This window comes from Paenibacillus sp. FSL H3-0329 (genome assembly GCF_037963285.1).
GTDB classification, from domain to species: domain Bacteria; phylum Bacillota; class Bacilli; order Paenibacillales; family Paenibacillaceae; genus Paenibacillus_AQ; species Paenibacillus_AQ odorifer.
On record NZ_CP150150.1, the window covers coordinates 2,379,144 to 2,403,795 of the forward strand.

Genomic DNA, 24,652 nt, shown 5'->3' on the forward strand with positions numbered 1-24,652 from the left:
TGGGTGTTAAACTAAAACTGTCTTATACTCGGAGAAAAACGGACACCCTCCTCATACGATACGAGGTAGATGTCCGTTCTGCATTCAAACCAATGGTGATCCTAATTATTTCGGATTTCTAGGTGGAAGTGGACCCAAGTATTGATAATATTGACACTCGATACGTCCGTTATACAGTTTGCGGCGTTTGTCTGCCTTACGACCGTAAAATTGTTCGAATTCCTTGTAAGGGCTAATCGCAAAAAATGACCATGTTGGCAGATATATCATCATTTCACCAAACTGGCGGGTCAGCTTCTCCACTTCTTTGTCATTACTGATCCGTTCACCATATGGAGGGTTGGTGATGATACAACCATATTCTCCTTCAGGTCTTGCTTTGGCGGCAGCCATCACTTTGAAGGTGATTTCTCCGGACAGTCCAGCACTCTTGGCGGCGGCTTCAGCAATTTCAATTGCTTCTGGATCGATGTCCGTACCCGTTAATTGCAAAGGATAATCGTCGCGCACAGCATCGAAAGCTTCTTCGCGAGCCTCTTCCCAAAGATGTTTCGGAATGACTGGCCAATGTTCAGATGGAAATGAGCGGCGTAGTCCTGGTGCAATATTCCAAGCGATCATGGCGGCTTCAATTAACAGTGTTCCCGAACCACAACATGGATCGAACAGCGGCCGATGGCCATTCCAGCGGCTAAGCTGGATTAGTGCAGCAGCCATTGTTTCCTTCAGTGGAGCCTCTGTTGCATGTCTGCGGTAACCACGTTTGTGAAGTGCGGGTCCTGTGGTATCTAATGTGATCAAAGCGATGTCATTTAATAAAATCACTTCGATCACATATCGAGGACCGTTCTCCGGGAACCAGTCTGTATGATACGAAAGCTTCAGCTTCTCGACGATGGCTTTTTTGACAATCCCTTGGCAAGCGGGTACACTCGTTAGTTGTGATTTATGGGACCGTCCTTCAACCGGGAATTCTCCATTCTCTGGAATCCAGTCTTCCCAAGGCAAAGCTTTAACCCCTTCGAATAACTCGTCAAAGGTTTTAGCAGGGAATTGGCCCATTTTAACCAATACGCGGTCAGATGTACGCAGCCACAAGTTACAGCGACAGATATCGATGTAATCACCGCTGAATAATACTCGTCCGTTCTCGACCTTGGTCTCATAACCCAGTTCGTTTAATTCGCGCGCTACCACAGCTTCTAAACCCATAGGGGCAGTAGCGATTAATTGTAATTTGCTCAAATACTCTCAACTCCGTTTAACTTGTAGATAAATACAAAAAGCCAGTACAATAAGAAGAGACGACATTGTCGTCCTTTAAAGCATCCATACAAGTATAGGGGAATGTGGGACACTTCACAATGCCCGGCATTCCATAAATCATAAAATGTTCCCCGTCATCCCTTACTATGAGCAAACGGGGGATCCTCAAAGGAGAATCTTTATGCTTACGCAAGAAGAATACAGTGAACAACTTTATACAGAGGACGAAATTCTGCTTCAAGTAAAAGAAGCAATCGTCCAAGCAGGCATGCCGCCGGTGTCTGTCGAGCCGGGGTACGGAAGACTGCTCACCATGCTAGTTAGACTGTCTCGCTCTAAGCGTATTTTGGAAATTGGCGCACTTGGCGGTTACAGCGGAATTTGCTTGTCCCGCGGTTTCTCTGAAGGTGGCACACTGACATCGCTAGAGCTGAGAGCCGACTATGCCGAGCTTGCCCGACGTAATTTAGAGCTGGCAGGCTTCGGCGATACTACGGAGTATAGAATAGGACCCGCAATGGACAGCCTGAAGGCACTGGAAGCAGAGGGCGCTAGGTTCGATTTCTTTTTCATTGACGCAGATAAGTTGAACTACACTAACTACTTGGAATATGCCATCAAGCTGGCCAATCCAGGAGCGATCATTGCGGGTGATAATATTTTTCTCCGTGGACGGACCTTAAATACAGATAGAAATGGTCCTGCCATCCTGGCTGTGCGCCACTTCAATGAGATGATCGCCACGGATGAACGTCTTATCAGTACATGTCTGCCTGCCTATGATGGATTGGCGCTAGCGATGGTGAAATAGCTGATTAGCGAAATAACCGCGGTGTTGTTACTTTGTACAGCTTCAATCGAACCCAAATCGTATTAACCAGCAGCAAGCAGCCGGATATAATGAAAAGCCCCTCAATTCCGATGTAACCTGATAGAAAGCCGCCCAAGATAGCTCCCAGCATATTGCCTAGCGCCAATGTACTGCTGTTGAAGCCGAATGCGCGGCTTTCTTTTCCGTCAGGGGTATAGGAGCGGATAAGCGCATTAACGCTGGGCAACAGTCCACCCATGAAGACTCCCATTAGGAAACGGACTATAATCAGCTGCCAGACACTAGTTACGAATGCCTGCGGAATTAGGAATAGTGAAGCGCCAATTAACGCATAGGTCAGAATACGATGTGCGCCGACTTTGTCACTTAGCTTACCAAGCAAGGGAGAAGCCAGCATATTGGAGATCCCTGTAACGGCACTGACCATTCCGGCCAAGAAGGCTATATTCTCGGCGGGTCCATTTAATTTTTCTACATAAAGTGGCAACAAGGCCATAGGACTAATCATTGCAAATTGCAGCAGAAAGGTTACACCGAATAGAGCTGGCAGCTGAGGGATTTTGATTAATTCCTTCAAACCTGCGAGTACAGAAACCTGCGGCTCCTGTGCAGCTTCGGCGCGGTCGAATTTTTCCTTAACAAGAAATAATGCCAGGAGAGAGGCGATAAAGAGCAAGGCCCCAACGACATAAAAAATCGGCCGAAATCCGATTAAATCGGCAAGTAAGCCACCAATCAGTGGCCCTAGAATTGTTCCTGCTACAGATCCTGATTGCATTAATCCCATGGAGAAGCCCATACGTTCTTTGGGGGTAGTACCTGACACCAGTGCGATGGAGGCGGGATTGAAGCCAGAGATTGTACCGTTTAAGAGACGGAGCAGGAGCAGCTGTAAAGGGGATTGTGCGAAGCCCATTAATACCATGACAATAGCCATCCCAAAGCTGGAACGCAGCAACATGATCTTACGGCCATACTTGTCTGCAAGCTTGCCCCATAATGGCTGGAATATGAAAGAGGTTAAGAAGTTTGCGGCAAAAATAAGTCCCGCCCAGATTCCAATTTCATGTTCACCCTGGACACCAAGATCCTTCGCAAGATACAAGGTCAGGAAGGGTGTAATCATTGTCATTCCAGCATTCACCAAAAATTGCCCGAACCAAAGCACTAAGAGGTTGACCTTCCAGGTCTCCCATTTCTTCATAGTGCTTTCACATCCTTTCAAAGAATTTCAGAGAATATATGATTCACGGAAAAAATGCCATTTTATCAGTATATCATTTTTTGCAGCTTAATGTGTGCAACACATGTCATAGTAATGTCATAGGATTGTCATTCCAAACTCTTCGTATTAGTTGTTACAAGCTTTTAAAAAGGGCATAATAGTAGATATGCCGATTAAAAAAATCTAATAAAATATAATGGAGATCTTATCATGACCTACAATGACACTTTTATCCGCGCCTGCAGAAAGCAGGACACGGAGCACGTTCCCGTATGGTACATGCGGCAGGCCGGCCGTTATGATCCCGAGTACCGTAAAATTAAGGAAAAGTATTCATTGCTTGAAATCTGCAAGCAGCCTGAGCTGGCGGCAGAAGTAACCATGATGCCCGTTCGCAAGCTGGGTGTGGATGCGGCCATTTTGTATTCCGACATTATGAATCCAGTTGCTTCAATCGGAGTGAAATTCGATATCGTTAAGGATATCGGTCCAGTGATTGAGAATCCGATCCGTAGTGCAGCTGATGTGGAGAGACTAAAACCCATTGATGTAGAGGGTGATCTTAGCCACATTTTGGAAACGATTGCTATTTTGGATAAGGAACTGGACGTTCCTTTGATTACTTTTGCAGGCGCGCCGTTTACAATTGCCAGCTATTTGATCGAAGGTAGACCTTCCAAAGGATATATCCGTACGAAAGAGCTAATGTACAGTGAACCCCGTGTCTGGGAAATGCTGATGGACAAGCTGGGCGATATGATTATCACGTACCTCCGAAGTCATGTGCGGAGTGGAGGAAAGGCCTTCCAATTGTTCGACAGTTGGGTTGGTGCGCTTGCTCCACGCGATTTTGAAACGTATGTGCTGCCGACGGTTTCTCGTATTTTTTCCGAATTATCTGATCTTGATGTACCGAAAATATACTTTCCTGGTGTGAGCTCTGGAGAATTGCTGCCAAGTCTTACGAAGCTTCAAGCAGACGTAATCGGGCTGGATTGGCGTGTTAGCTTGACTGAAGGCCGACGCAGAACAGGCAATAAATTTGCGATTCAAGGAAATCTTGATCCATATTTGCTTACAGCTCCGATGGACCTTTTGAAGGAACGCGCGAAAGAACTGATCGATGAAGGTGTGCTTGAGCCAGGTTATATCTTCAATCTGGGCCATGGATTATTCCCGGAGGCTTCATTAGATAAACTTAGAGAATTGACGGAGTATATTCACACTTATTCTCAGGAAGTATTACAAAAAACGGCTAAGCAACGTTCGTAAAAAATATAAGAATTTATATGTTCCACGCTATTAAATTGTAAAGGGGACGGAATCCGTGACAGTAAAAATAGGTGTTCTCGTCATGTCGTATGGCACTCCTAAGAGCCTAGAAGATGTTAAAGCTTATTACACGCATATTAGACGGGGGAATCCGCCAACAGCGGAGCAGCTTAAAGAGTTAACCGACCGTTATGAAGCAATCGTCGGGGGGGTATTCCCACTGCGGGAGAATACAGACCGGCAAGTAGAAGCTTTACAAGCAGCATTAAATGCGGATAAAGCGGGAGCAGATGTTGAATTTGTCTGCTATCAAGGCTTGAAGCATGCCAGTCCCTTTATTGAGGACGGCGTTGAGGCTATGGCGAAGGATGGCATTACTCAAGCAGTGGGTATTGTTTTGGCGCCACACTATTCCAGTATGAGTGTGGGGAGCTACATCAAGCGTGCACAGGAAAAGGCTGATGCATGCAAGATTGACATGGGTTTTGTAGAGAGTTACCATATGCATCCTGAATTGATCGATGTGTTAAGCCAAAGAGTGTCGGCTAAGCTGGATCAATATATTGAAGCAGGTGCGACCCGTGATGAGATTCGCGTATTATTCAGCGCTCATAGTCTTCCAGAACGTATTCTGGCTATGGGTGATCCATATCGGGATCAACTGCTGGAAACTTCGCAAGCAATTGCAGCTCAGGCAGGCGTAACCAACTGGCAGTTTACTTGGCAAAGTGCTGGTCGCACAGCTGAACCGTGGCTCGGTCCGGATATTCTGGACACGCTGCAACAGCTTAGTAAAGAACAGGTGGAATACGTATTGGTGGCCCCTATCGGATTCGTATCCGATCATTTAGAGGTACTGTACGATCTTGATATTGAGGCAACAGCCGTAGCTTCGGAGCTTGATATGCGTCTTATGCGGATTGACTCACTGAATAGTGATCCCGCATATATGTCTGTATTGAGCGATGTAATTCGTAAACGACTGGAGCAGATGAAGGCCGCTCAATCATGATTGGCCCCACAAGAAAAATTGTTATCATAGGCGGAGGGCTGAGTGGACTCAGCGCCGCCTTTTATATTCGTAAATTTTATAAAGAAGCGGGTATTAAGCCTGATATAGTCTTGCTTGAGAAAGAGAAAAACCTCGGTGGAAAGATTGAAACCTTACATCGCGATGGTTTTGTGATTGAAAAGGGCCCAGATTCATTTCTAGCGGAAAGGGCGGAGATGTGCGAGCTGGCTAAGGAATTGGAATTGGATCACGAGCTGGTATCCTCCAACCCTCTTGCTAAGAAGCGATATATCTTGCAGCGGGACAAGCTTAATCCTCTGCCAACCGGTCTTGTACTCGGTATCCCTACCGAACTGAAACCTTTTTTATCAAGTGGGTTAGTTTCGTTTGGGGGCAAAATACGTGCGATGATGGATTTTATTCTTCCTCCGCGGCGTAATGATGAGGACGAATCGCTTGGTGAGCTTATTGCGCGACGTCTAGGATCTGAAGTGCTGGAGAATTTAACTGAGCCGCTCCTTTCTGGCATGTACGGCGGAGATATACAAAAGATTAGCCTGCAAGCTACATTTCCGCAATTTGGAGAATTAGAGCAGCAGTATGGGAGCCTTATTCGTGGAATGCGCACAGGGCGAAAGAATAAAAAGGCACAGGAAGGTACTACACAGAGTACCTTCCTCACGTTCCGCAAAGGGCTGCAAAGTCTCGTGCATAGTCTGATTTATGAGCTGCATGATGTAGAACAACGGACGGAGTCTAACGTAGTTTCTATTCAGGCTGCTGGGAGTCCTTCTATCTATGAGGTAGAGCTGGAGAATGGCGAACGGTTGCTTGCGGATGATGTATATATCACTGCGCCTAATTTTTCGGCTGCTGACTTACTTCGTCCCCATATGGATGTTACAGCGCTGGAAGCGGTGGATTATGTTTCAGTAGCGAATCTAGTCATGGCTTTTAACAAAAAGGATATTGTTAACGAATATGATGGATCGGGTTTTTTTGTGCCTCGTAAAGAAGGGCGAAATATTACTGCCTGCACATGGACATCTACGAAATGGCCGCATACGGCTCCTGATGATAAGGTGCTCTTACGCTGTTATGTGGGTCGTTCTGATGATGAACAGAATGTTCAGCTGCCTGATGAGGCTTTGACGGAGCTTGTACTTAAAGATTTGCGAGAGATCATGGGCATTACTGCGAATCCAATATTTACGGAAATCACCCGCTTAGAGCATTCCATGCCGCAGTATCCTATAGGACATCTTGATAATATTACCGAATTCCGCAAAGAATTAGCAGCTTCGCTTCCTGGTGTGTATGTCATTGGCGCCGGATTTAATGGCATAGCCATGCCGGATTGCATCAAGCAGTCCAAGCTTATTGCGGAAAGCGTTGCTAAACAGCTAATGAATGAAATGTGAGTACGATGACTAAATAAAACAGTGAAGCGAAGCATGAGGCGCTTCACTGTTTTTCTTTAGTTAGTAAAATTTTCTATTTCTATCGTCTCTCTTATTTGTAGGGTGCTGTGATAGATATGCTATAATAAAAACAATTTGAGAGTAGAGGAGATCACAGAAACCATGTATCCGCCGCGATCGCGTTCTAGACAAAAGAACAAACATAAGAGCAAACGCAAGCGCAGAACGGCCTGGGCTTGGATCAATGCAGGTCTTCTTCTGATGATTACCGTGTTATTGACTTATAGCTTTACGAATGACCCTGACAAGAAAAGCGCCTCACCGCCTCCGGTTGCAGAAGCGACAGCTACGCCTATACCGGAGAGTAGTGATCAGCCTCAGACAGCATCTCCGGTGGTTGCAGTTGCAACGCCTGAAGCTACGGAGACGCCAAGCCCTTCTCCTACGGCAACTCCAGAGCCAACGCCTACACCGCAGGAGGAGCCCGAAGAGATCATTGAAACACAAGCTCCTGAAGCGACAGCAACCCCTGCGAAGGATGAGGACAGCTCGGAAGCAGCAAATAATGATCCAGTGTCTGGTCTGCCGTCAGATGATGACGCGTCTGGTAAGACGGTGACTTTGAATTTTGGTGGAGATGTTATATTTTCCGGGAAAGCTGGAGAACTGCTGGAGAAGAAAGGTTATGATTATTCGTATGCCGCATTGGAGGGTCTGTTCAAGAAAGATGATCTTACGATCTTGAATCTGGAAACTCCAGTGACCACAGGTGGCGTAAGTGCCACTAATAAGCAATTTGTATTCAAAGGATCACCACTCGCTCTGGATGCGCTTAAGTCAGCTGGTGTGGACGCAGTAAATATGGCGAATAATCACACGCTTGATCAAGGAGAGCAAGGCTTGCGGGATACCCTTAACCACCTTGCTGAAAGAGGAATTCCTTATGTGGGTGCGGGGCTTAACAGTAAAGAAGCATATTCGGCGCAATATTTTGAACGTAAGGGCATTAAGATCGCTTTGCTGGGATTCACCCGGGTGATTCCTGCGTCGGATTGGATGGCAGGAAAAAATAAGCCGGGACTTGCCTCCGTATACGATAGTGCAGAAGGACTGAAGGCTATTGCTGCAGCCAAAAAGAAAGCCGATTTGGTGGTCGTAGTTGTCCATTGGGGTAAAGAACGGGTAGAACAATATGATAAAACGCAACAGTCGCTGGGCCATAGCTTTATCGATGCAGGAGCCGATCTTGTCATTGGCGGCCATCCACACGTGCTACAAGGCGTGGAGCCATATAAGGGCAAATGGATTGCCTACAGCACCGGGAATTTTATTTTTACGAGATCTACAGTGCCTGCCACTTGGGAAACTGCGGTTTTTCAGGCGGAATGTAGTGTAAAAGGTCAATGTTCCCTAAAGCTGAAGCCTATGAAAGCCGAGCTAGCACAGCCTGTGCCGATGAACGCAGTGGATGGACAACTTTTGTTAAAAAGAGTAGAAGCTCTATCCGCAGGACGGGTAAAGATCGGCAGCGACGGTAAAGTCACTCAAGTTACCAAATAGGGTTCCTGGGAGGTCCTTATGATGAACAATTTGTGTGTAGCCCATCGAGGGTTTTCCGGTAAAGCTCCAGAGAATACATTGGCAGCCATTCGGATGGCGATTGCCATGCCCTATGTGCACTGGATGGAAATTGATGTCCAGCTCTCCAAAGACGGCGTTCCTGTTGTCATTCATGATTATACGTTGGACCGGACGACCAATGGTCATGGCAAGGTGAAGAACATGGACTGGAAATATATCCGGCGTCTGGATGCGGGGAGCTGGAAAGGGCGTTCTTTTCAGGGCGAGCGGGTGCCTTCTTTGGAAGAGGTGCTGTCACTAGCCTCCGGAAGATTGCGTCTGAATATTGAACTGAAAACAGTGGGAGATATGTATCCTGGCATTGAGAAGACGGTGACGGATCTTATTTCTGCAAAAGGTATGCGGGACGACGTGATCTTGACCTCTTTTGATACTGGAGCATTAAAAAAAGTCAAGGAAATTGATTCCCGTTTTCGCACCGGATTGATCTTTGATTCCAGATTTGGCAATCCTGCACGCAGGCTGCATGAACTGGATTGCTCTTTACTTTCGATTAGCTTCTCGCGTCTGAATCCTAGACTGGCTAAGCTTTTGTCCGAGCGTGGGGTGGAAATTATGGCTTGGACTGTGAACAAAGCGAAAGAGATGCGTCGCTTAGCCGACATGCATTCTGATATAATGATCTGTACAAACCGCCCGGATATATGGGGCGACACCTTTCTGAAGGTATAAATAATCCAAATCGATGGGAAAGAGAGCTGACTGTTTATGTGCGCTGCTGTTAATAATCTATATTGTGTTGGACGCAACTACAAGCTACACGCGGAGGAATTGGGTAACAATGTGCCAGTGGAGCCGCTCATCTTCATGAAGCCCTCACATGCGGCTGTTTCCCTCGATAAAGCAGTAATTAAGCTGCCAAAGGATGCGGGTCAGATTCATTATGAAGGTGAACTTGTACTGCGTATTGCACGTGATTATACACCCGGCATGAGCGTGGAGGATCTGGTAGATGTAATGGCACTGGGACTGGATTTCACGCTGCGTGATGTGCATAATGATCTGCAGAAGAAAGGTTTGCCGTGGACGCCAGCTAAAGGCTTTAAAAATGCCGCACCACTCACCCCTTACATAGCATTTCCAGATAAGGAAGAGCTGGAGGGAACTGATTTTACAGTGGTGAAAAATGGGGTGGAAGTACAACGCGGCAATGTTAAAAACATGATTTTTTCACTTCAAAAAATTGTTGATTTTATCGCCGAGCGCTACGGGTTAGGGAAAGACGATGTGATATTTACAGGTACTCCGGCAGGCGTGGGTCCTACTGTAGCTGGCGACGCTTTCGAGCTGTACTGGGGCGACAAGCTGATGGGGACTTGCCTGATCGGTTAATAGATCTGTTGGAGATGAATCTATGCAGTGGGTTATTGGCGCTTTAGGCGCTTTGATTGTTGCGGGAGCGGCATATTGGAAGCAGTCTTTAAGTCTCTCTGGCATGATTGCCGCGGTAGTGATGGGCACTATTTATTTTGGTGCCGGAAATGCTTTTTGGTTTGGGATATTGCTGATCTTCTTCATCACTTCAAGCCTGCTGTCCAAACTTCATCATGATAATAAAGCAGAATTAGAGCTGACGTATGCTAAGACGGGCCGCCGCGATGCCGGGCAGGTCTTTGCTAACGGTGGACTTGGCATGGTTCTGGTTCTCCTGAATGCGATCTTCCCGCATGAGCTGTGGGGGTTCCTATTTATTGGTGTAATGGCTACAGTAACCTCGGATACATGGGCTACGGAGATCGGAACACTGAGCAAGAAACCGCCTCGTTCTGTCCTTACGGGTAAAGTTCTTGCTGCCGGAGCTTCGGGAGGTGTATCCAGCTTGGGTACGCTGGCGGCAGCAGCAGGAGGCGCACTCATCGGTGCGTCAGCTTGGCTGCTGCGAATGATATCCGGCATGCCGGATCACTCTTTCGTGCTGCTTACCCTAGCAGGACTTGCCGGAGGACTAGTCGGCGCCTTTGCCGACTCTATCCTTGGTGCAACCGTGCAGCAGATGAACCGCTGTACGGTATGCGGCCGCGAAGTGGAAGGCTCACAGCATTGTGGGGCTCCAGCTGTACACGCAAGAGGCTGGAAGTGGATGAGCAATGATGCAGTCAATGCCATCAGCTCTATCCTCGGCGGTGCAGCTGCCTTACTGCTGAGCATGATCATTTAGCATTTGAATTTAAGCTTTGAACGGCACAGTTTAGGGAGGGACCGATGAGTAGCGCATCCAATCAAAAACATACTGCTATTCTGGATGCCGCATACGAGCTCTTCGGTTCAGGTGGATTTTACGAAACGAAGATGTCGGAAGTGGCGGAGCAAGCCGGGATAGCAAAGGGCACCGTTTATTTATACTTCAAGAGCAAGGAAGAATTATTCATGGCAGTGACGCGCCGCGATTGTGAGGGATTTCTCCTGCAATTACAGGAAAGGCTGAAGGCTAGTGATACTTTGGCCGGTAAACTGTCGATCATTGCTAAACATCACCTGAATTATTATTATGAACGCAAGAGGCATACGAAGCTCTTTTTCCGTGCCCCTAACAATAATCCTGAATTAGTGGCGTATATGACACAATTTATGGAGCAATACATGCAAGATGTGGTCAAGGTATTATTAGAAGGTGGAGCATCCGAGCCTGAGCTTATGGCACAGTCCTACATAGGGATGTTGGATCGTTTGAAGATGGATATCTTATTTGATCCGTCTTTTACGGAGGAGGACGCGTATAAACGCGCTGATTTCGCTGCTGGTCTTTTTATTAGAGGGGCCATGATCACCTGAATTTTGGATAGGATGATAGACCGGATAAATAGCATTGGTTAGATGCGGCCGGTTTTATGAAAATATAAGGCAAGCGAGGAAATAGCATGAATATTATGACCGTGGAACATCTTTCCAAGAGTTATGGCGAGAAAGTACTCTTTAGCGACGCTTCATTTGGTATGGACGATCGGGATAAAATTGGCTTGATCGGTGTGAATGGAACGGGTAAATCAACCTTTTTACGGATTATTGCCGGTCTGGATACTCCGGATGGTGGGCAAATTGCCATCGGGAATAATGTAAGAGTACAATATTTGGCGCAGAATCCTCCTTATGATCCTATGAATACAGTTTTGCAGCAAGTGTTCGCCGGGGATGATCCAGACCTTGCTACCATGCGTGAGTATATGGAGACTATGTCCCAGCTTGAACAGCAGCCTGGTAATGCTGAACTGGAAGGAAAACTAGTAAAGATTGGGCAGGCGATCGACGCTGCGGGAACATGGCATTTGGAGAGTGAAGCCAAAAGCGTGCTTACCAAGCTAGGCATCTTAAAGTTTGATGCGCTAATGGACACACTTTCTGGTGGACAACGTAAACGTGTAGCTCTGGCAGCTGCACTGATTACCCCCTCTGAACTGCTGATTCTTGATGAGCCTACCAACCATATTGATACGGATTCCGTGGCTTGGCTGGAGCAATATTTGCAGAAACGGCGCGGCGCTCTTTTGATGGTGACGCATGATCGTTACTTCCTGGAGCGTGTGGCTAGTGTCATGCTAGAGCTAGATGGTGGCCAGCTTTATCGTTATGAAGCTAACTATTCACGGTTTCTAGAGCTTAAAGCCGATCGCGAAGAACGAGAAGCCTCTGCCGAACAGAAGCGTAAGAACCTGCTGCGTACAGAGCTGGCTTGGATTCGTCGCGGTGCCAAAGCCCGTTCAACAAAACAGAAGGCAAGAATCGACCGCTTCGAAAAGCTGAAAGAGAGTACAGGAAGCAGCTCGAACGGTTCGTTGGATATTTCTGTGGCTTCTACACGTTTAGGTCGCAAGATCATTGAAATTAATGACCTGTCGAAAGCGTTGGATGGTCGTCAGCTAATCAAAGATCTCAGCTATATCGCTGTACCCCAGGATAGAGTGGGCATCGTCGGCCCGAACGGCAGCGGCAAATCAACACTCTTAAATATGATTGCAGGTCAGCTGCAACCCGATAAAGGTGAAGTTCAGCTTGGCGCTACGGTTAAGCTTGGTTACTTTACACAAGAGCATCAGGATATGGATGACAGTATGCGTGCCATTGAATACGTGAAGGAAGAAGCAGAAGTGATACGGACAGCAGACGGCAGTGTGATTACGGCTGGTCAAATGCTGGAACGCTTCTTGTTCCCTCCTGCGATGCAGTGGACACCGATCTCGAAGCTGTCCGGTGGCGAAAAGAGACGCTTGTATCTGCTTCGTGTATTGATGGGAGCACCTAACGTATTGCTTTTGGATGAACCTACGAACGATTTGGATATCGGCACATTGGCTGTATTGGAAGATTATCTGGATGAATTTCCGGGTGTCGTCTTTACCGTATCCCATGACCGTTATTTCTTGGACCGTACGATAGATAAGCTGATTGCTTTTGAAAATGGCGATATCCGGATTCATGTGGGCGATTATACGGAATATGAAGAATGGCTGGCCAAAAATGTACCGCCACGCATTGGAGAATCGAACAAAGAAGATGGAAGCTCAAAGCGAAAAGAGGCCGCGGACACTGGCAGCAACCCTGCACCTTCAACGGCTCCCAAAACAAAACTCAAATTCAGCTTCAAGGAACAGCGTGAATATGAGGGCATTGATGAGCAAATTGAGCTTGCAGAGCAACGTTTGACGGATATTAGTGTACAGATGGAGGCGGCTTTTGCTGACTCTGGAAGGCTGCAGGAGCTAGTAGAGGAGCAACGCCTAGCCGAAGCAGAGCTGGAGCGTCTTATGGAACGCTGGACCTATCTGAACGAGCTTGCGGAGAAAATCGCTGGTAAGGCTTAAACCCGTTGGATGGTTTTGAATGAAAATATGGGAGGGCTCTGTGTGGAAGATAAACTTAAAGCTGCCGTAGCCCTACGCAACGCTGGTAAAGCGGAAGAAGCCAAAATGATGCTGTTTGAGCTATATGAGCAGAATGCTGGGGACGCTGAACTTCTATATCAATTGGCCTGGACGCATGATGTGCTGGGTTTGGAGCGGGCGGCAGTACCCTTTTATGAGAAAAGCTTGGCGTTAGGATTACCCTCTGAGCAGAGAGTTGGCGCTCTATTGGGACTGGGCAGCACCTACCGGACACTCGGAGAATACGAGAAGTCAAAAGGTCTTCTGATGCAGGCTGTTCAGGAGTACCCGGAGAATAAGGAATTTCCGGCGTTCCTAGCCATGACCTTGCACAATCTTGGAGAGCATAGTCAAGCGATGGAGCTGCTGCTTAAGCTGTTGGCAGAAACCTCTGCGGATGAAGGGATAAGAAGTTACAGTAAGGCCATTTCTTATTATTCAGATAAGCTGGAGCAAGTCTGGGATTGATGCTAGCTTTTATATCGCATTAATACTTACGAAGTACTATCCGGACACCACTGACCTTAAACGCAGCATTATTGCACATTTGGAATGTTTACGGACTCCGCAGTCACTATTAGCACAAAAAGCTCCTAATACGTAGCTTTTCAAGCTAATAACGTCAATGGGGTCCGAAACAGTGCCCCATAGGCTGAAAATTGGCGAATAACATCATCTGGGTCCGTAAGCACCAGGCGAAAGTGATGACCACCGGAAATTCCGGCAATGTCTGTTGAAGAACAAGCGAACCACCAATAAAAAAAGAGTAGGGTCCTCCAGTAATTGGAGAATTCTACTCTTTTATTTTTCTACTCTTTTATTTCGTTCCGTCCACAGCAATCATTTGCACTACAGACCGAGAATCGCCGGGTACAATGATTTCCTTCGCATTCATCTGGGAAGAGCCATCTCCGTCCAAGAAGATACCCTCCAGACCCTTGGCAGGAACTGTCTGGAGGATCGCTGAGCGGAAATCTGCCGCTGTTGAGAGCGTTGGGGTAACAATCAGCCAGAGCTTTCCTGTGTTGTCATACACCATGCCTGAACGCAGGCGTTTCTCATCAGCATAAGGAAGATGCTCTTCAGCTACTGCCGCTTCCCATAAGTCTTCGTGTCCCAGATTCATACTAATGCCACCTTGCGCAAAATAATGCTGGCGATCAGTAATCTTCAATTCTTCTCCAGAAGAGACAACCTGTACGGAGAAGCTACGGGTGGCACCATCCCAGACAAGAGTTCCACGTGCGTATTTAGCATTGAACCAGCCAGACCCATAACCCTTCTGGGCTCCGTTGACTGGAGTATCATTCATGATAGCCATGGATAAAAGCGCATCTTGATAGAAAAAACCACCGTTAATCCCATATGCATTAACTTGCCGTAAAGGGACACCCGCGGCCCTGAGCTTAATATCTTCAGGTGAAAGTGACATCATATAGAGCTGCACATTATCTGCACTCACTGTTTCCAAAAAGCTATAGGCGTGAGGAAGACCTTTAAAGGGATCTTCCTTGTGATTTCTAAATACCAGAAACAACGATAGCGCTAATCCCGCTATCAATAACACCAGAAGTGAGACGATAAGTCCCTGTCTGCGTCCCCAGAGCTGTTTCGACTTGCCAGAGCTAACCTCAGTTTGTCCCCACATAAGCAGCGAGAAGCTTAGCAGTGTTCACTACAGCTTGCTTATGCGTGCGTTCCATGGAGTGGGAGGCATGTACACCTGGGCCAATCAATGCTGCACGGATATTGTTTCCGCCTCTGAGCGCTGCGGAAGCATCGGAGCCGTACATAGGATAAATATCAACGGCATAAGGAATCGCGAGTGCCTCTGCCAGTTCAATCAAACGGCCTGTCATAACATAATCGTAAGGGCCGGAAGAGTCTTTTGCACAGATGGATACATCGGTTTCTTTACAGCTGAGATCATCACCCATGGCGCCCATATCGACGGCAATCATTTCATTGATTTCACCAGGAATCCAAGCTGTACCATGTCCCACTTCCTCGTAGTTAGAGATGAGGAAAGAAAGGTTGTGGAGAGGTTTCCAGCCTTCACGTTTAATACTTTCCAGTAATCCAAGAAGGGCAGCCACGCTTGCCTTGTCGTCTAAATGACGGGATTTAATGTAGCCGCTAGGCGTAATCACTGCACGTGCATCGAAAGAAATGAAATCTCCGACGGAAATACCAAGCTTGAGTACGTCTTCTTTAGAAGATACCAGCTCATCAATACGTACTTCCATGTTCTCCTCTGATCGTTTGAAGTCACGAGCGTCTGGATATACGTGAACAGATGGATGGCTGGTTAAGATGGTTCCTGTATAAGTTTTGCCGCTACGGGTATGGATCGTGCAGTATTCATTCTCAATGCTGTGCATGGCGAAGCCACCCACAGAGGTCAGACGCAGTGTACCATTAGCTTTAATCGAGCGGACCATGGCACCAAGTGTATCCACGTGAGCGCTGATGCCAATAGTACGAGAGGGATCTAGGCCCGGGACGTTAAGAATTACGCCGCCTTTTTCATTCCAGCTTAAAGGTATGTTCAGCGTAGCTGCTTCTTCAGCAACTAGTGTCATTACCTGTGCGGTGAAACCGCTTGGGCTGGGGGTATCGAGTAATTTTTTTAGGATGGAAAGTATGTAGTCTTCATTAGGTTGAATGGTAATCATTAGTTAAGCCCTCCTGTTAAGCCATCATTGTCTGTGTTAAAAGAATCCAGTGAAGTGTCGGCATCACGAAGCTTGGTAAGCTCAGCAGTTAAGCTTTTAATTTGCTTTTGTAGTTTGTATTGACGAAAAATGCCGTAAGAGCCCACGATGATTCCGCCAATTAACGCGCAGCCAAGAATAACGAGTATAAGTGGTATATTAACCACATCAAAACCGAAATTGACTTGAACGGGATCAACGTTGATGACTGCGAATATGGCGGTTAGCAGCGCGAAGATTAGACCCGCAATTAGTGACCATTGAATTCTCATTGAATTCTTCCTCCTCAGGGGGATATAACAATATAAAATCCCCTGCCCAGATAGGGCAAGGGATTAATGTAATACTAAGCTCTCTGCCTTATTTGGTCAACTGTTCCATTTGCGCGATAACACTTTCGAACACACTCATCGCTTCGCGAATCGGCTCAGGAGACGACATGTCAACGCCTGCTTTTGACAAAATATTGATGGAGTAATCACTGCCACCGCTCTTCAGGAAGCCGAGGTAACGATCTACCGCCGGTTTACCTTCTTCAAGGATTTGTTTGGCAAAGCTAGTCGCTGCCGAGAAGCCTGTTGCATATTTGTAAACATAGAAGCTGTTATAGAAATGCGGAATTCGTGCCCATTCCATCTCGATATCCTGATCTACAACCATTTCTTTGCCGTAGTATTTGACATTCAGGTCGTAGTAGATACTCGAAAGATCTTGTGGGGTAAGCGAATCGCCCTCTTCAACACGCTGATGAATGATCTTTTCGAATTCTGCGAACATCGTTTGCCGGAAAATCGTTGTCCGGAACTGATCGGCATAGTAGGTGAGCAGATACATTTTTTCCTTAGGATCTGTAGACTTTTTGAGTAGATAATCCATAAGCAAAGCTTCATTGGTAGTCGAGGCAACCTCTGCAAGGAAAATGGTATACTGTGCATCCCGATAGTTCAGAGCGTTGTCTGAAAAATAAGAGTGTAGAGCATGACCCATCTCATGTGCCAGAGTAAACATACTGTTCAGATTATCGTTATGGTTCAGCAGGACGTATGGGTGTGTGCCATAAGGGCCCCAGCTGTAAGCTCCAGAGCGTTTATTCTCGTTCTCATAGACATCAATCCAGCCATTGTCGTAGCCTTTTTGCAGCACATTCAGATAATCTTCACCCAGCGGTTTGAGGCCTTCTTTGGTAATTTTCTTCGCTTCTTCGTACGTGATATCCAGCTTATATTCATCTACTAGTGGTGCAAATAGGTCATACATATGTAACTCATCCACACCAAGCAGCTTTTGACGCAACTTCATGTAACGGTGCATTAAAGGAAGACTCTCATGAATCGTATCAATCAGGTTGGTGTATACCTCTTTTGGAATGTTATCACCGTAAAGAGACATTTCCATTACAGATGGATACTTGCGGACGTGTGAGAAAAAGACGTTTTTGTTCACATTGGCGCTAAGCGTTGCTGCGATGGTGTTTTTTTGCTTACGATAGGTGTCATAGACTGCTTTAAAAGCATTTCGGCGAACCTCGCGATCGGAGCTTTCCAAGAACTTGATATAGTTGCCGTGAGTCAGCTCGACCTCTTTGCCATCTTCATCTTTAATCTTAGGGAATTTCAGATCTGCGTTGTTCAGCATACTAAAAATGTTCTGAGGCGCTTGTGCTAGGTTTCCAACTTGGGCAAGCAGAGCTTCCTCAGCCTTGGACAATACATGCGCTTTCTCACGTTTCATCTCTTTTAAAGTGAAGGTGTAAGCGGACAGTTCAGGATCAGCAATAAATTGATCCAGCTTCTCAATAGGCAGTGCCAAGATTTCTGGGGTTACAAAAGAAAAGGCTTCGCCTGCTTCGATCCCAAGCTTCTTCGCTTTGGAGGACAAAGCTTGATATTCAGGATTAGCAGTGTCTTCATCCTGACGCATATGAGCATAGACAAAAAGTCGCTCAGTGGAGACTGACAGCTTGTCATCCAGCTCAAAACATTGTTTCACAGCTTCTGCGGAATCAAGTTTACCTTGGAAATCAGCAGCTTTTTTGATCAGTGATTTAGCTTCAGCATATTCTGCATCCCAATCCTTCTGAGAGGCAAATATATCTTCAAGCTTCCAACGATTCTCAGCAGGTACTTCACTTCTCTTCAATAATTGTTCCATAGAAACCCTCCTAGAATGATGAGATGTAGTAGGCATAATCTCCCTCGGCAATACTGTGGATGATATTTCACCCGGTAGCAAGCTGAGCACAAGTAGAAGAGGGATGGACTTAAGTGTAATAGGCATGACGTCCTCCTCTTTGAAAAGTAGAGTCAGCTTATTATGTCCTGCTAAGTCCTGATTATTAATATTTAGTCTTCTTTATATGGTAGTTATGCCAACAAGCTATAAATAACAAAGATGAAAGCAAACAGAATCATTACGACCGCAGCCATGGCCATGCCCCGCTTTAGTTTCGGCGGGACACGATCCTTGGTCATAATTAATACTGCGCCTAGACAGAGGACTAGGACAACATAAATCGTGAGATTTTCGTTATTCATTTCCTGTTATACCTGTTTGAAAGCTGCAATGATGTTTTTGTACTCTTCTTCATTGTCTTTATAAGATTCCTTGTTGAAGCGGTTATTCACCCATTGCATCATCGCTGGACGACTCAGGAAGGTATGTGTTTCTTCTCCCCATTGATCGGAAATTTCGCGGAGTACAATGTAGCGGCCTTGAACTTCTACTGTCATCATATTCCATTTGTCTGTTTTGTATATTTCATGTTTTTTGATCATTATCATTACCACCCTGGCGATTTTTGGCTTTTGGCTCAATGATAACGCACTGGAGAAGGGAAAAGCAAATTAAATCATATATTAAGGGTTGGGTTTGATTGATTTGAACAGAAGATTGCAGTATACTATAGTTATACGCCATATATGGCGGTTATTTTTAGGAGGTTGTTCAATTGAAAGGTACAGTAAAATGGTTTAACGCAGAAAAAGGTTATGGTTTTCTTCAAGTAGAAGGCGGCGAAGATGTATTCGTACACTTCTCAGCAATTCAAGGTGAAGGATTCAAGACTTTGGACGAAGGTCAAGAAGTAGAATTCGACATCACTGATGGTAGTCGTGGACCGCAAGCTGAAAACGTAGTAAAATTATAAGAAACAGCAGGACAGTTAAGCTGTCTGCTACAAATATATAATTTACTTGGCAAGCCCTTGCAAGAGTGGTTACCAACTTACAGAACACAGTTCTTTCGGGAACTGTGTTTTTTTACGCCCACTATAGAAGTTATCCAAAATGAAAAAGGTCGTTACACTCCAGTGAAGGGGAGTGCAACGACCTTTTTGTATTATGAAATAATACCAACCCTAATTATAGGGAGGCTTTTTTGTTCTTTTTTCTGAAATAATTGATCGGATCCAGGTTGGATTTCAATAAATGCTGTCCCAGAAACCCTGCAAAAGCGAGTAAGCTGAAACCCGTAGCCACTATATAAAAAATATAACGCCCCGCCTCTTGATAAATAATGCCGCCAAAGGTACCGCTAAGCAGCCCAGACGCACTTGACCAAACGACGGTGAAAATGGCAAGACCTGTTGCCCGAAGGCGATCCGGAATAATCCGGGTGATATAACGGACAGATGTTACATAAAAAACACCAAATGATATACTGTGCATGGCTTGAATGGCAATCATTGAGCCTGGATGATCCGCTAGGGACATCAAAAGAAAACGCAGAGCATACATCAGACTCCCCAAGGCCAGCAAGGGCAATTCTTTGAATTTGTCGCCGTATCTGCTGAGGATAAATAATACAGGGATCTCACTAAGAGCTGACGCGAGCAGTGCCCAGCCAATGATTTCCTCACCAGCGCCTAGTTGTTTTAGACTGATCGTCAGAAAGGCTTCGTTCATTCTATGGCCTAACGCGAGTACAAACACACACCCGAAGAACCACAGCACCTCTTTTTGCAACAATATATCTTTAAGTCCATTTTTGCTATTATCAGCTTCAGCTGTGTCCTTATCTTGATTCGTTGTTTCTATAACAGCAGGTCTTTTAACATCCTTAAGTCCTAGGGTAATTAAAAGTGCAGCAATAATGATGATGATACATAGGGTCAAGCTCCAAGTAGAGCCCAATGCTCTTAATGCATAGCCAACGGTTAGAGCAAAGAAAGAATAGCCTAAGGAGCCAAAAACGCGAATGGTAATGAAGTTCCGTCCGTGTCTTTCGGCAACTTTGATAGCCATTGTATCGGCAAGCGGAAAAACTGGGTAATAGAAGAAGTAGAAGAAGGACAAAATAAGCATGACAGATGAAAATTCCGTCGCTCTGGCTAATAGAAGACCAGTTACTAATTGACCCGCAAGTAATATGAACATGATCTTTCGAATGGTGCCTAACTTATCGCTTATCATACTCCAGAATAGATTGGATAGGATGGAGATAAGGGGGCCGAGGGAATACAAGTAGCCTATCTGAGAACTGCTAAACCCTAAATGTGTGTAGAATAAAGGAAAGTAGGATACTACAAGGACGCTGGTACCATATATGGTAAAGAGAAAGGAACGCAGCCAGTTTTGATCGCTGTAAAGGCTGCCGGTCCGTTTTGAAAACATGGATTGCACTCCTCCGAAATTGAAATATGCCTAGTATAGCATAAAGCAATGGGGAGATGTTTTTAAAAACTGCTGTATTTCTGAATCTTTCATGATTTTACGAAAGTGATTTTGTTGTTTGTACAAATACGCCTGATCATATTATAATAAGTGGTGATTTGGATAAGGAGACAACAATGTGGAGGCACTGTCATTGAGTGAATTAGAGCAAGGCCGTTACCTTAGCCCGCGTGGTCCACTGGGACTTATGAACAGGGTCTATAAGTACGTGCTGCCGGAAGTGAGAGAATGTCTCCATTTCTGGCGCCAAGATGCGAACGGGATTCCCGATCCCGAGCTCCGGAAGCAAGCACTTGCCAGCATTGAAACTAAAGAGTTTCATTGCATAGGCGGTGGTATTTATGCCGCCGGCAATTTATCGATGAAACATATACTGATTCCGCTAATTGTTGCTTATCAAACTATCAGTGATTATCTGGACAACTTATGTGATCGCAGTACTTCGCTTGATCCTGCAGATTTCAGGCTGCTGCATCAATCTATGCTGGATGCTATTGATCCAAATGCTGAGCCAGGTAATTATTATGCGCTTCGAAGTGAACAGAATGACGGCGGATATTTGTACAGGCTGGTTCGCAAATGCCAAGAGATGATTTCTTTGTTGCCAGGTTATTCCGCTGCTGCAGCGGAGATTCGAGAACTGGCTGTGCTCTATACAGATTTACAAGTGTATAAGCACATCCGCCCGGAACTCAGGGAAACAGCCCTGAAGGAGTGGTGGGAGGAACAGGGCAGTCGAGCACCACATCTGCAATGGAATGAATTTTCGGCTGCAACGGGATCAACGCTAGGTGTATTTATGTTATTTCTATCCGCATGTGATCCGAAGCTGAACCAAGCTTCTGCGGCTTCGATTCGAGCCGCGTATTTTCCGCATGTATGTGGTCTGCACATTATGCTGGATTATCTGATTGATCAGGAAGAGGACCGAGCAGGCGGTGATCTTAATTTCTGCAATTATTATGATGACACGGATACCATGCTGAGTCGGATCGCTGCAATGGTTGAGTGGGCCCGTAAGGATGTTCGTAATCTTCCAGAGTCTTCGATGCATCGTATGGTGATTGAGGGATTGCTGGCACTTTATTTATCTGATCCGAAAGTTAGCGAACAGCGGGAAGTTCGCTCTGTATCTAAAAGCCTGATGAAAGGCAGTCCGCTTACAAGACTGTTCTTCTTCGCTAACAGCCGTTGGATACGCAAACGCTTTTTGTAACCATGTCGCGAAGTTGTTTTTATAAGAAGTATCAGGCTTCGCACAATTTTAAGGAGGAACAACAGAATGTCTAAAATTCAAAAAATCGCAGTATTGACTAGTGGTGGAGATTCACAGGGAATGAACGCCGCTGTTCGTGCGGTTGTAAGAAGCGCACTTTATTTCGGTATTGAGGTATTTGGGGTGCAACGTGGTTATCAAGGTCTGCTGAATCGCGATATATTCCCAATGGATCTTCGCAGTGTAGGAGATATTATTCAACGTGGCGGTACTGTTCTGCAGTCTGCAAGATGTCTGGAGTTCACGAAACCGGAAGGACAACAAAAAGGCGCGGATATCCTTAATGAACTGGGTATCGATGGTCTAGTAGTTATCGGTGGAGATGGTTCCTATAAAGGAGCTAACAAATTAAGTAAACTCGGTATCAAGACTATGGCTTTGCCAGGTACGATTGATAACGATATCTCCTTCACAGACTACACTATCGGGTTTGATACAGCGGTTGGCGTTGTTGTAGACGCTATTAACAAGTTGCGTGACACTATGTCCTCCCATGAACGTTCTTCGATTGTAGAGGTTATGGGACGCCACTGTGGCGATATCGCGCTGCATGCTGGACTGGCTTCCGGAGCAGAAACAATTCTTGTGCCGGAAATGCCGTATGATTTGAATGAAGTTGCTGACCGGATGCGCGATAATTTTATCAGAGGTAAACGTCACAGTATCGTAATTGTTGCCGAAGGCGTTGGCAAAGGTGAAGATGTGGCTCAAGCTCTGAAAGACCGTCATGCTTCTCTGGATGCGCGTGTTACTGTACTCGGACATATCCAACGTGGTGGAACACCAACTCCTGGAGACCGGAATTTGGCTAGCCGTCTTGGCGATTTTGCCGTACGTAAGCTAATCGAAGGTGAATCCGACAAGGCTTGTGGTATCATCAAAGGTGAATTAACCCTTACGGATATTGATCTCGTTGTAAATACGAAAAAGGGCTTTGACCTGGAGCTGTATGAGCTGGCTTCCCGTCTTTCCCAATAATTAGCGACCCTATATACAAAAAGGAACAGCTGCGAGATTCGCACTGTTCCTTTTTTGTGTAATATGGATCGTTAACTCTGTGGTTGTTCCTGTGTGTATTGTGCGGCATAACGCCGTTGAACTTTGATAAGCCGAGACAATAGCAGGGTCGCACCGATGGCAAGACCGGTGATAAGACCAATCCAGTAGCCGAATGCTCCTAGATCTGTGTAAGTTGCAAGTACATAACCTGTAGGTAAGCCAATTACCCAATAGGCAATAAAACAAATGATAAAGGCTGGGTTAACATCCTTATATCCGCGAAGCGCACCTTGAGTAGGTGTAGCAATCGCATCTGAGATTTGAAAAAAGATTGCATAGATCAGGAAATGCTGAATTAACGAGATGACATCGGGTTCATCTGAATATAGACCAGCTACATGATTTCCGGCAAACAAGAGTAATAAAGCTGTGGCCAGCGAAAGGATTGCCGCCAGTCCGATACCCATTATGGCATATTGGCGTGCATCCTTTTGTCTGCCAGACCCCGTCTCGAAGCCGACGAGGATGGTAAGGCTGATGCAAATACTGAGCGGAATCATATAAAGTGTTGTTGCAAAATTGATTGCTGCCTGATGCGCGGCAATTGTTACGGTATCAAATCGGCTCATTAACAAGGTTACAGCGGAAAAGACAGCTGTTTCGAAAAAAATCGAGAAACCGATGGGTACTCCGATTTTGAGCAAATCTTTAATGCTGTTTAACGATATAAAATAGAACTTACGGAATAATCTGAGATTTACAAAGGCCTGAGAACGATATATGAACAGTAGAGCAACGGCAAATATAACCCAATAGGTAATAGCTGAAGCGACCCCAGCACCAACGCCCCCGAGACGAGGGAATCCGAAGTTCCCGAAGATGAGCAAATAGTTCAAACCTACATTTACAGGCAAAGCTATTAGTGTAATACACATGGATACGCGTGTTTGCCCTAAAGCGTCTATACAGCTACGAAGTACCGTATATCCAAACAGGGGGATAATTCCGAACGAAATAGCACTGAGAAAGCGGAAAGCAACATCTCTTACACCAGACTCCAAGTTCATAAAATTAAGAATAGGTGACAAGGCAAAGCTGCCAATCAGCAAGACGATGATCGAAACAATCAGTGACAGCCAAATACCTTGTGTGACTTGAAAGGCAACATCCTTATCCTTTTTGCTCCCGATGAGCTGTGAAACAATAGGTGTGATCCCCATAAGAATACCGCTGAGACCGGTTTGGATTGGAATCCAAAGACTAGTTCCTATCGCAACTCCTGCCAGATCGACGGTTCCGAATTTACCGGACATATTAGTATCAAAGAAGGTGATCGCGGATAAAGCAATTTGTGTAACAAGGATTGGGAATAAAATATGAAAAAATTGTCCTGCCTTTTTTTTTAAAGAGGTGGTCTGTATCATAATTCTGTGCCTCATTCTTTATGATTTTTCAAGGGATAGGTTAA

The 24,652-nt window shown here is 45.8% G+C and carries 24 protein-coding genes; 14 read left to right on the plus strand and 10 right to left on the minus strand.

Going from position 1 to position 24,652, the window contains the following annotated elements; genetic code table 11:
* Positions 1–105: 105 nt before the first annotated feature.
* The gene (locus NSQ66_RS10200; RefSeq protein WP_036689227.1) at positions 106–1,245 is read right to left on the minus strand and encodes a class I SAM-dependent RNA methyltransferase; all 1,140 of its coding nucleotides are present in this window, start codon (positions 1,243–1,245) and stop codon (positions 106–108) included.
* Between the two features lie 202 nt (positions 1,246–1,447).
* Here NSQ66_RS10200 and NSQ66_RS10205 point away from each other — a divergent pair, with 202 nt between their 5' ends.
* Positions 1,448–2,077 carry an O-methyltransferase gene (locus tag NSQ66_RS10205; protein WP_036689230.1) on the plus strand — a complete coding sequence of 210 codons (630 nt, stop codon included), beginning with the start codon at positions 1,448–1,450 and terminating at the stop codon, positions 2,075–2,077.
* Positions 2,078–2,081: 4 nt separating this feature from the next.
* On the opposite strand, the gene NSQ66_RS10210 is transcribed toward NSQ66_RS10205, so the two are convergent.
* A complete protein-coding gene (locus tag NSQ66_RS10210; RefSeq protein WP_038569803.1) occupies positions 2,082–3,302 on the minus strand; it encodes an MFS transporter in 1,221 nt (406 codons plus the stop codon).
* A gap of 231 nt (positions 3,303–3,533) precedes the next feature.
* On the opposite strand from NSQ66_RS10210, the gene hemE reads away from it, so the two are divergent.
* The 10 genes from hemE to NSQ66_RS10260 all read left to right on the plus strand — a co-directional run bounded on the left by hemE (position 3,534) and on the right by NSQ66_RS10260 (position 13,993).
* Entirely contained in the window at positions 3,534–4,595 is a 1,062-nt protein-coding gene (gene hemE / locus NSQ66_RS10215; RefSeq protein WP_036689234.1) for a uroporphyrinogen decarboxylase, read from the plus strand.
* Positions 4,596–4,650: 55 nt separating this feature from the next.
* Positions 4,651–5,607 carry a ferrochelatase gene (hemH, locus tag NSQ66_RS10220; protein WP_076098411.1) on the plus strand — a complete coding sequence of 319 codons (957 nt, stop codon included), beginning with the start codon at positions 4,651–4,653 and terminating at the stop codon, positions 5,605–5,607.
* Positions 5,604–7,028 carry a protoporphyrinogen oxidase gene (hemG, locus tag NSQ66_RS10225; RefSeq protein WP_076107459.1) on the plus strand — a complete coding sequence of 475 codons (1,425 nt, stop codon included), beginning with the start codon at positions 5,604–5,606 and terminating at the stop codon, positions 7,026–7,028. The genes hemH and hemG overlap by 4 nt, the downstream gene beginning before the upstream one ends.
* 135 nt (positions 7,029–7,163) lie before the next feature.
* Positions 7,164–8,588 (plus strand): CapA family protein, encoded by a 1,425-nt coding sequence (locus tag NSQ66_RS10230; protein WP_339279674.1) that lies wholly within the window; start codon positions 7,164–7,166, stop codon positions 8,586–8,588.
* 18 nt (positions 8,589–8,606) lie between these two features.
* The gene (locus NSQ66_RS10235) at positions 8,607–9,341 is read left to right on the plus strand and encodes a glycerophosphodiester phosphodiesterase family protein (protein WP_256721501.1); all 735 of its coding nucleotides are present in this window, start codon (positions 8,607–8,609) and stop codon (positions 9,339–9,341) included.
* A 36-nt stretch (positions 9,342–9,377) separates the two neighbouring features.
* Positions 9,378–10,001: a fumarylacetoacetate hydrolase family protein gene (locus NSQ66_RS10240; protein ID WP_036689251.1), complete on the plus strand. Its 624-nt coding sequence runs from the start codon at positions 9,378–9,380 to the stop codon at positions 9,999–10,001.
* Between the two features lie 22 nt (positions 10,002–10,023).
* The gene (locus NSQ66_RS10245) at positions 10,024–10,827 is read left to right on the plus strand and encodes a DUF92 domain-containing protein (protein ID WP_076140916.1); all 804 of its coding nucleotides are present in this window, start codon (positions 10,024–10,026) and stop codon (positions 10,825–10,827) included.
* A gap of 44 nt (positions 10,828–10,871) precedes the next feature.
* On the plus strand, positions 10,872–11,441 hold the full coding sequence (locus NSQ66_RS10250; protein WP_076098408.1) for a TetR/AcrR family transcriptional regulator: 570 nt from the start codon (positions 10,872–10,874) through the stop codon (positions 11,439–11,441).
* Positions 11,442–11,527: 86 nt separating this feature from the next.
* Positions 11,528–13,465 carry an ABC-F family ATP-binding cassette domain-containing protein gene (locus NSQ66_RS10255; RefSeq protein ID WP_076140917.1) on the plus strand — a complete coding sequence of 646 codons (1,938 nt, stop codon included), beginning with the start codon at positions 11,528–11,530 and terminating at the stop codon, positions 13,463–13,465.
* A gap of 42 nt (positions 13,466–13,507) precedes the next feature.
* Positions 13,508–13,993: a tetratricopeptide repeat protein gene (locus NSQ66_RS10260; RefSeq protein ID WP_249267663.1), complete on the plus strand. Its 486-nt coding sequence runs from the start codon at positions 13,508–13,510 to the stop codon at positions 13,991–13,993.
* Positions 13,994–14,342: 349 nt separating this feature from the next.
* Here the strand turns inward: NSQ66_RS10260 and NSQ66_RS10265 are convergent, their stop codons facing one another.
* From NSQ66_RS10265 to NSQ66_RS10290, 6 genes are all read right to left on the minus strand, one after another.
* Positions 14,343–15,173 (minus strand): hypothetical protein, encoded by an 831-nt coding sequence (locus tag NSQ66_RS10265; protein ID WP_076140918.1) that lies wholly within the window; start codon positions 15,171–15,173, stop codon positions 14,343–14,345.
* Entirely contained in the window at positions 15,157–16,197 is a 1,041-nt protein-coding gene (locus NSQ66_RS10270) for a M42 family metallopeptidase (RefSeq protein ID WP_076098510.1), read from the minus strand. The genes NSQ66_RS10265 and NSQ66_RS10270 overlap by 17 nt, the downstream gene beginning before the upstream one ends.
* A 2-nt stretch (positions 16,198–16,199) precedes the next feature.
* Entirely contained in the window at positions 16,200–16,511 is a 312-nt protein-coding gene (locus NSQ66_RS10275) for a lipopolysaccharide assembly protein LapA domain-containing protein (RefSeq protein WP_042126298.1), read from the minus strand.
* An 88-nt stretch (positions 16,512–16,599) separates the two neighbouring features.
* A complete protein-coding gene (pepF, locus tag NSQ66_RS10280) occupies positions 16,600–18,390 on the minus strand; it encodes an oligoendopeptidase F (RefSeq protein WP_036689265.1) in 1,791 nt (596 codons plus the stop codon).
* A 212-nt stretch (positions 18,391–18,602) separates the two neighbouring features.
* Positions 18,603–18,773 carry a hypothetical protein gene (locus NSQ66_RS10285; protein ID WP_036689267.1) on the minus strand — a complete coding sequence of 57 codons (171 nt, stop codon included), beginning with the start codon at positions 18,771–18,773 and terminating at the stop codon, positions 18,603–18,605.
* Positions 18,774–18,779: 6 nt separating this feature from the next.
* The gene (locus tag NSQ66_RS10290) at positions 18,780–19,013 is read right to left on the minus strand and encodes a hypothetical protein (RefSeq protein ID WP_036689271.1); all 234 of its coding nucleotides are present in this window, start codon (positions 19,011–19,013) and stop codon (positions 18,780–18,782) included.
* Positions 19,014–19,186: 173 nt separating this feature from the next.
* Between NSQ66_RS10290 and NSQ66_RS10295 the strand changes: the two genes are divergently transcribed.
* The gene (locus tag NSQ66_RS10295) at positions 19,187–19,384 is read left to right on the plus strand and encodes a cold shock domain-containing protein (RefSeq protein ID WP_036689272.1); all 198 of its coding nucleotides are present in this window, start codon (positions 19,187–19,189) and stop codon (positions 19,382–19,384) included.
* A gap of 214 nt (positions 19,385–19,598) precedes the next feature.
* Here the strand turns inward: NSQ66_RS10295 and NSQ66_RS10300 are convergent, their stop codons facing one another.
* A complete protein-coding gene (locus tag NSQ66_RS10300) occupies positions 19,599–20,849 on the minus strand; it encodes an MFS transporter (RefSeq protein WP_076107451.1) in 1,251 nt (416 codons plus the stop codon).
* 193 nt (positions 20,850–21,042) lie between these two features.
* Between NSQ66_RS10300 and NSQ66_RS10305 the strand changes: the two genes are divergently transcribed.
* Both NSQ66_RS10305 and pfkA read left to right on the plus strand, forming a co-directional pair.
* Entirely contained in the window at positions 21,043–22,125 is a 1,083-nt protein-coding gene (locus NSQ66_RS10305) for a tetraprenyl-beta-curcumene synthase family protein (RefSeq protein WP_036689648.1), read from the plus strand.
* A 66-nt stretch (positions 22,126–22,191) separates the two neighbouring features.
* Positions 22,192–23,163 (plus strand): 6-phosphofructokinase, encoded by a 972-nt coding sequence (pfkA, locus tag NSQ66_RS10310; RefSeq protein WP_036689277.1) that lies wholly within the window; start codon positions 22,192–22,194, stop codon positions 23,161–23,163.
* A gap of 71 nt (positions 23,164–23,234) precedes the next feature.
* Here pfkA and NSQ66_RS10315 read toward each other — a convergent pair whose 3' ends face one another.
* A complete protein-coding gene (locus NSQ66_RS10315) occupies positions 23,235–24,608 on the minus strand; it encodes an MATE family efflux transporter (protein WP_076140919.1) in 1,374 nt (457 codons plus the stop codon).
* Positions 24,609–24,652: the final 44 nt, after the last annotated feature.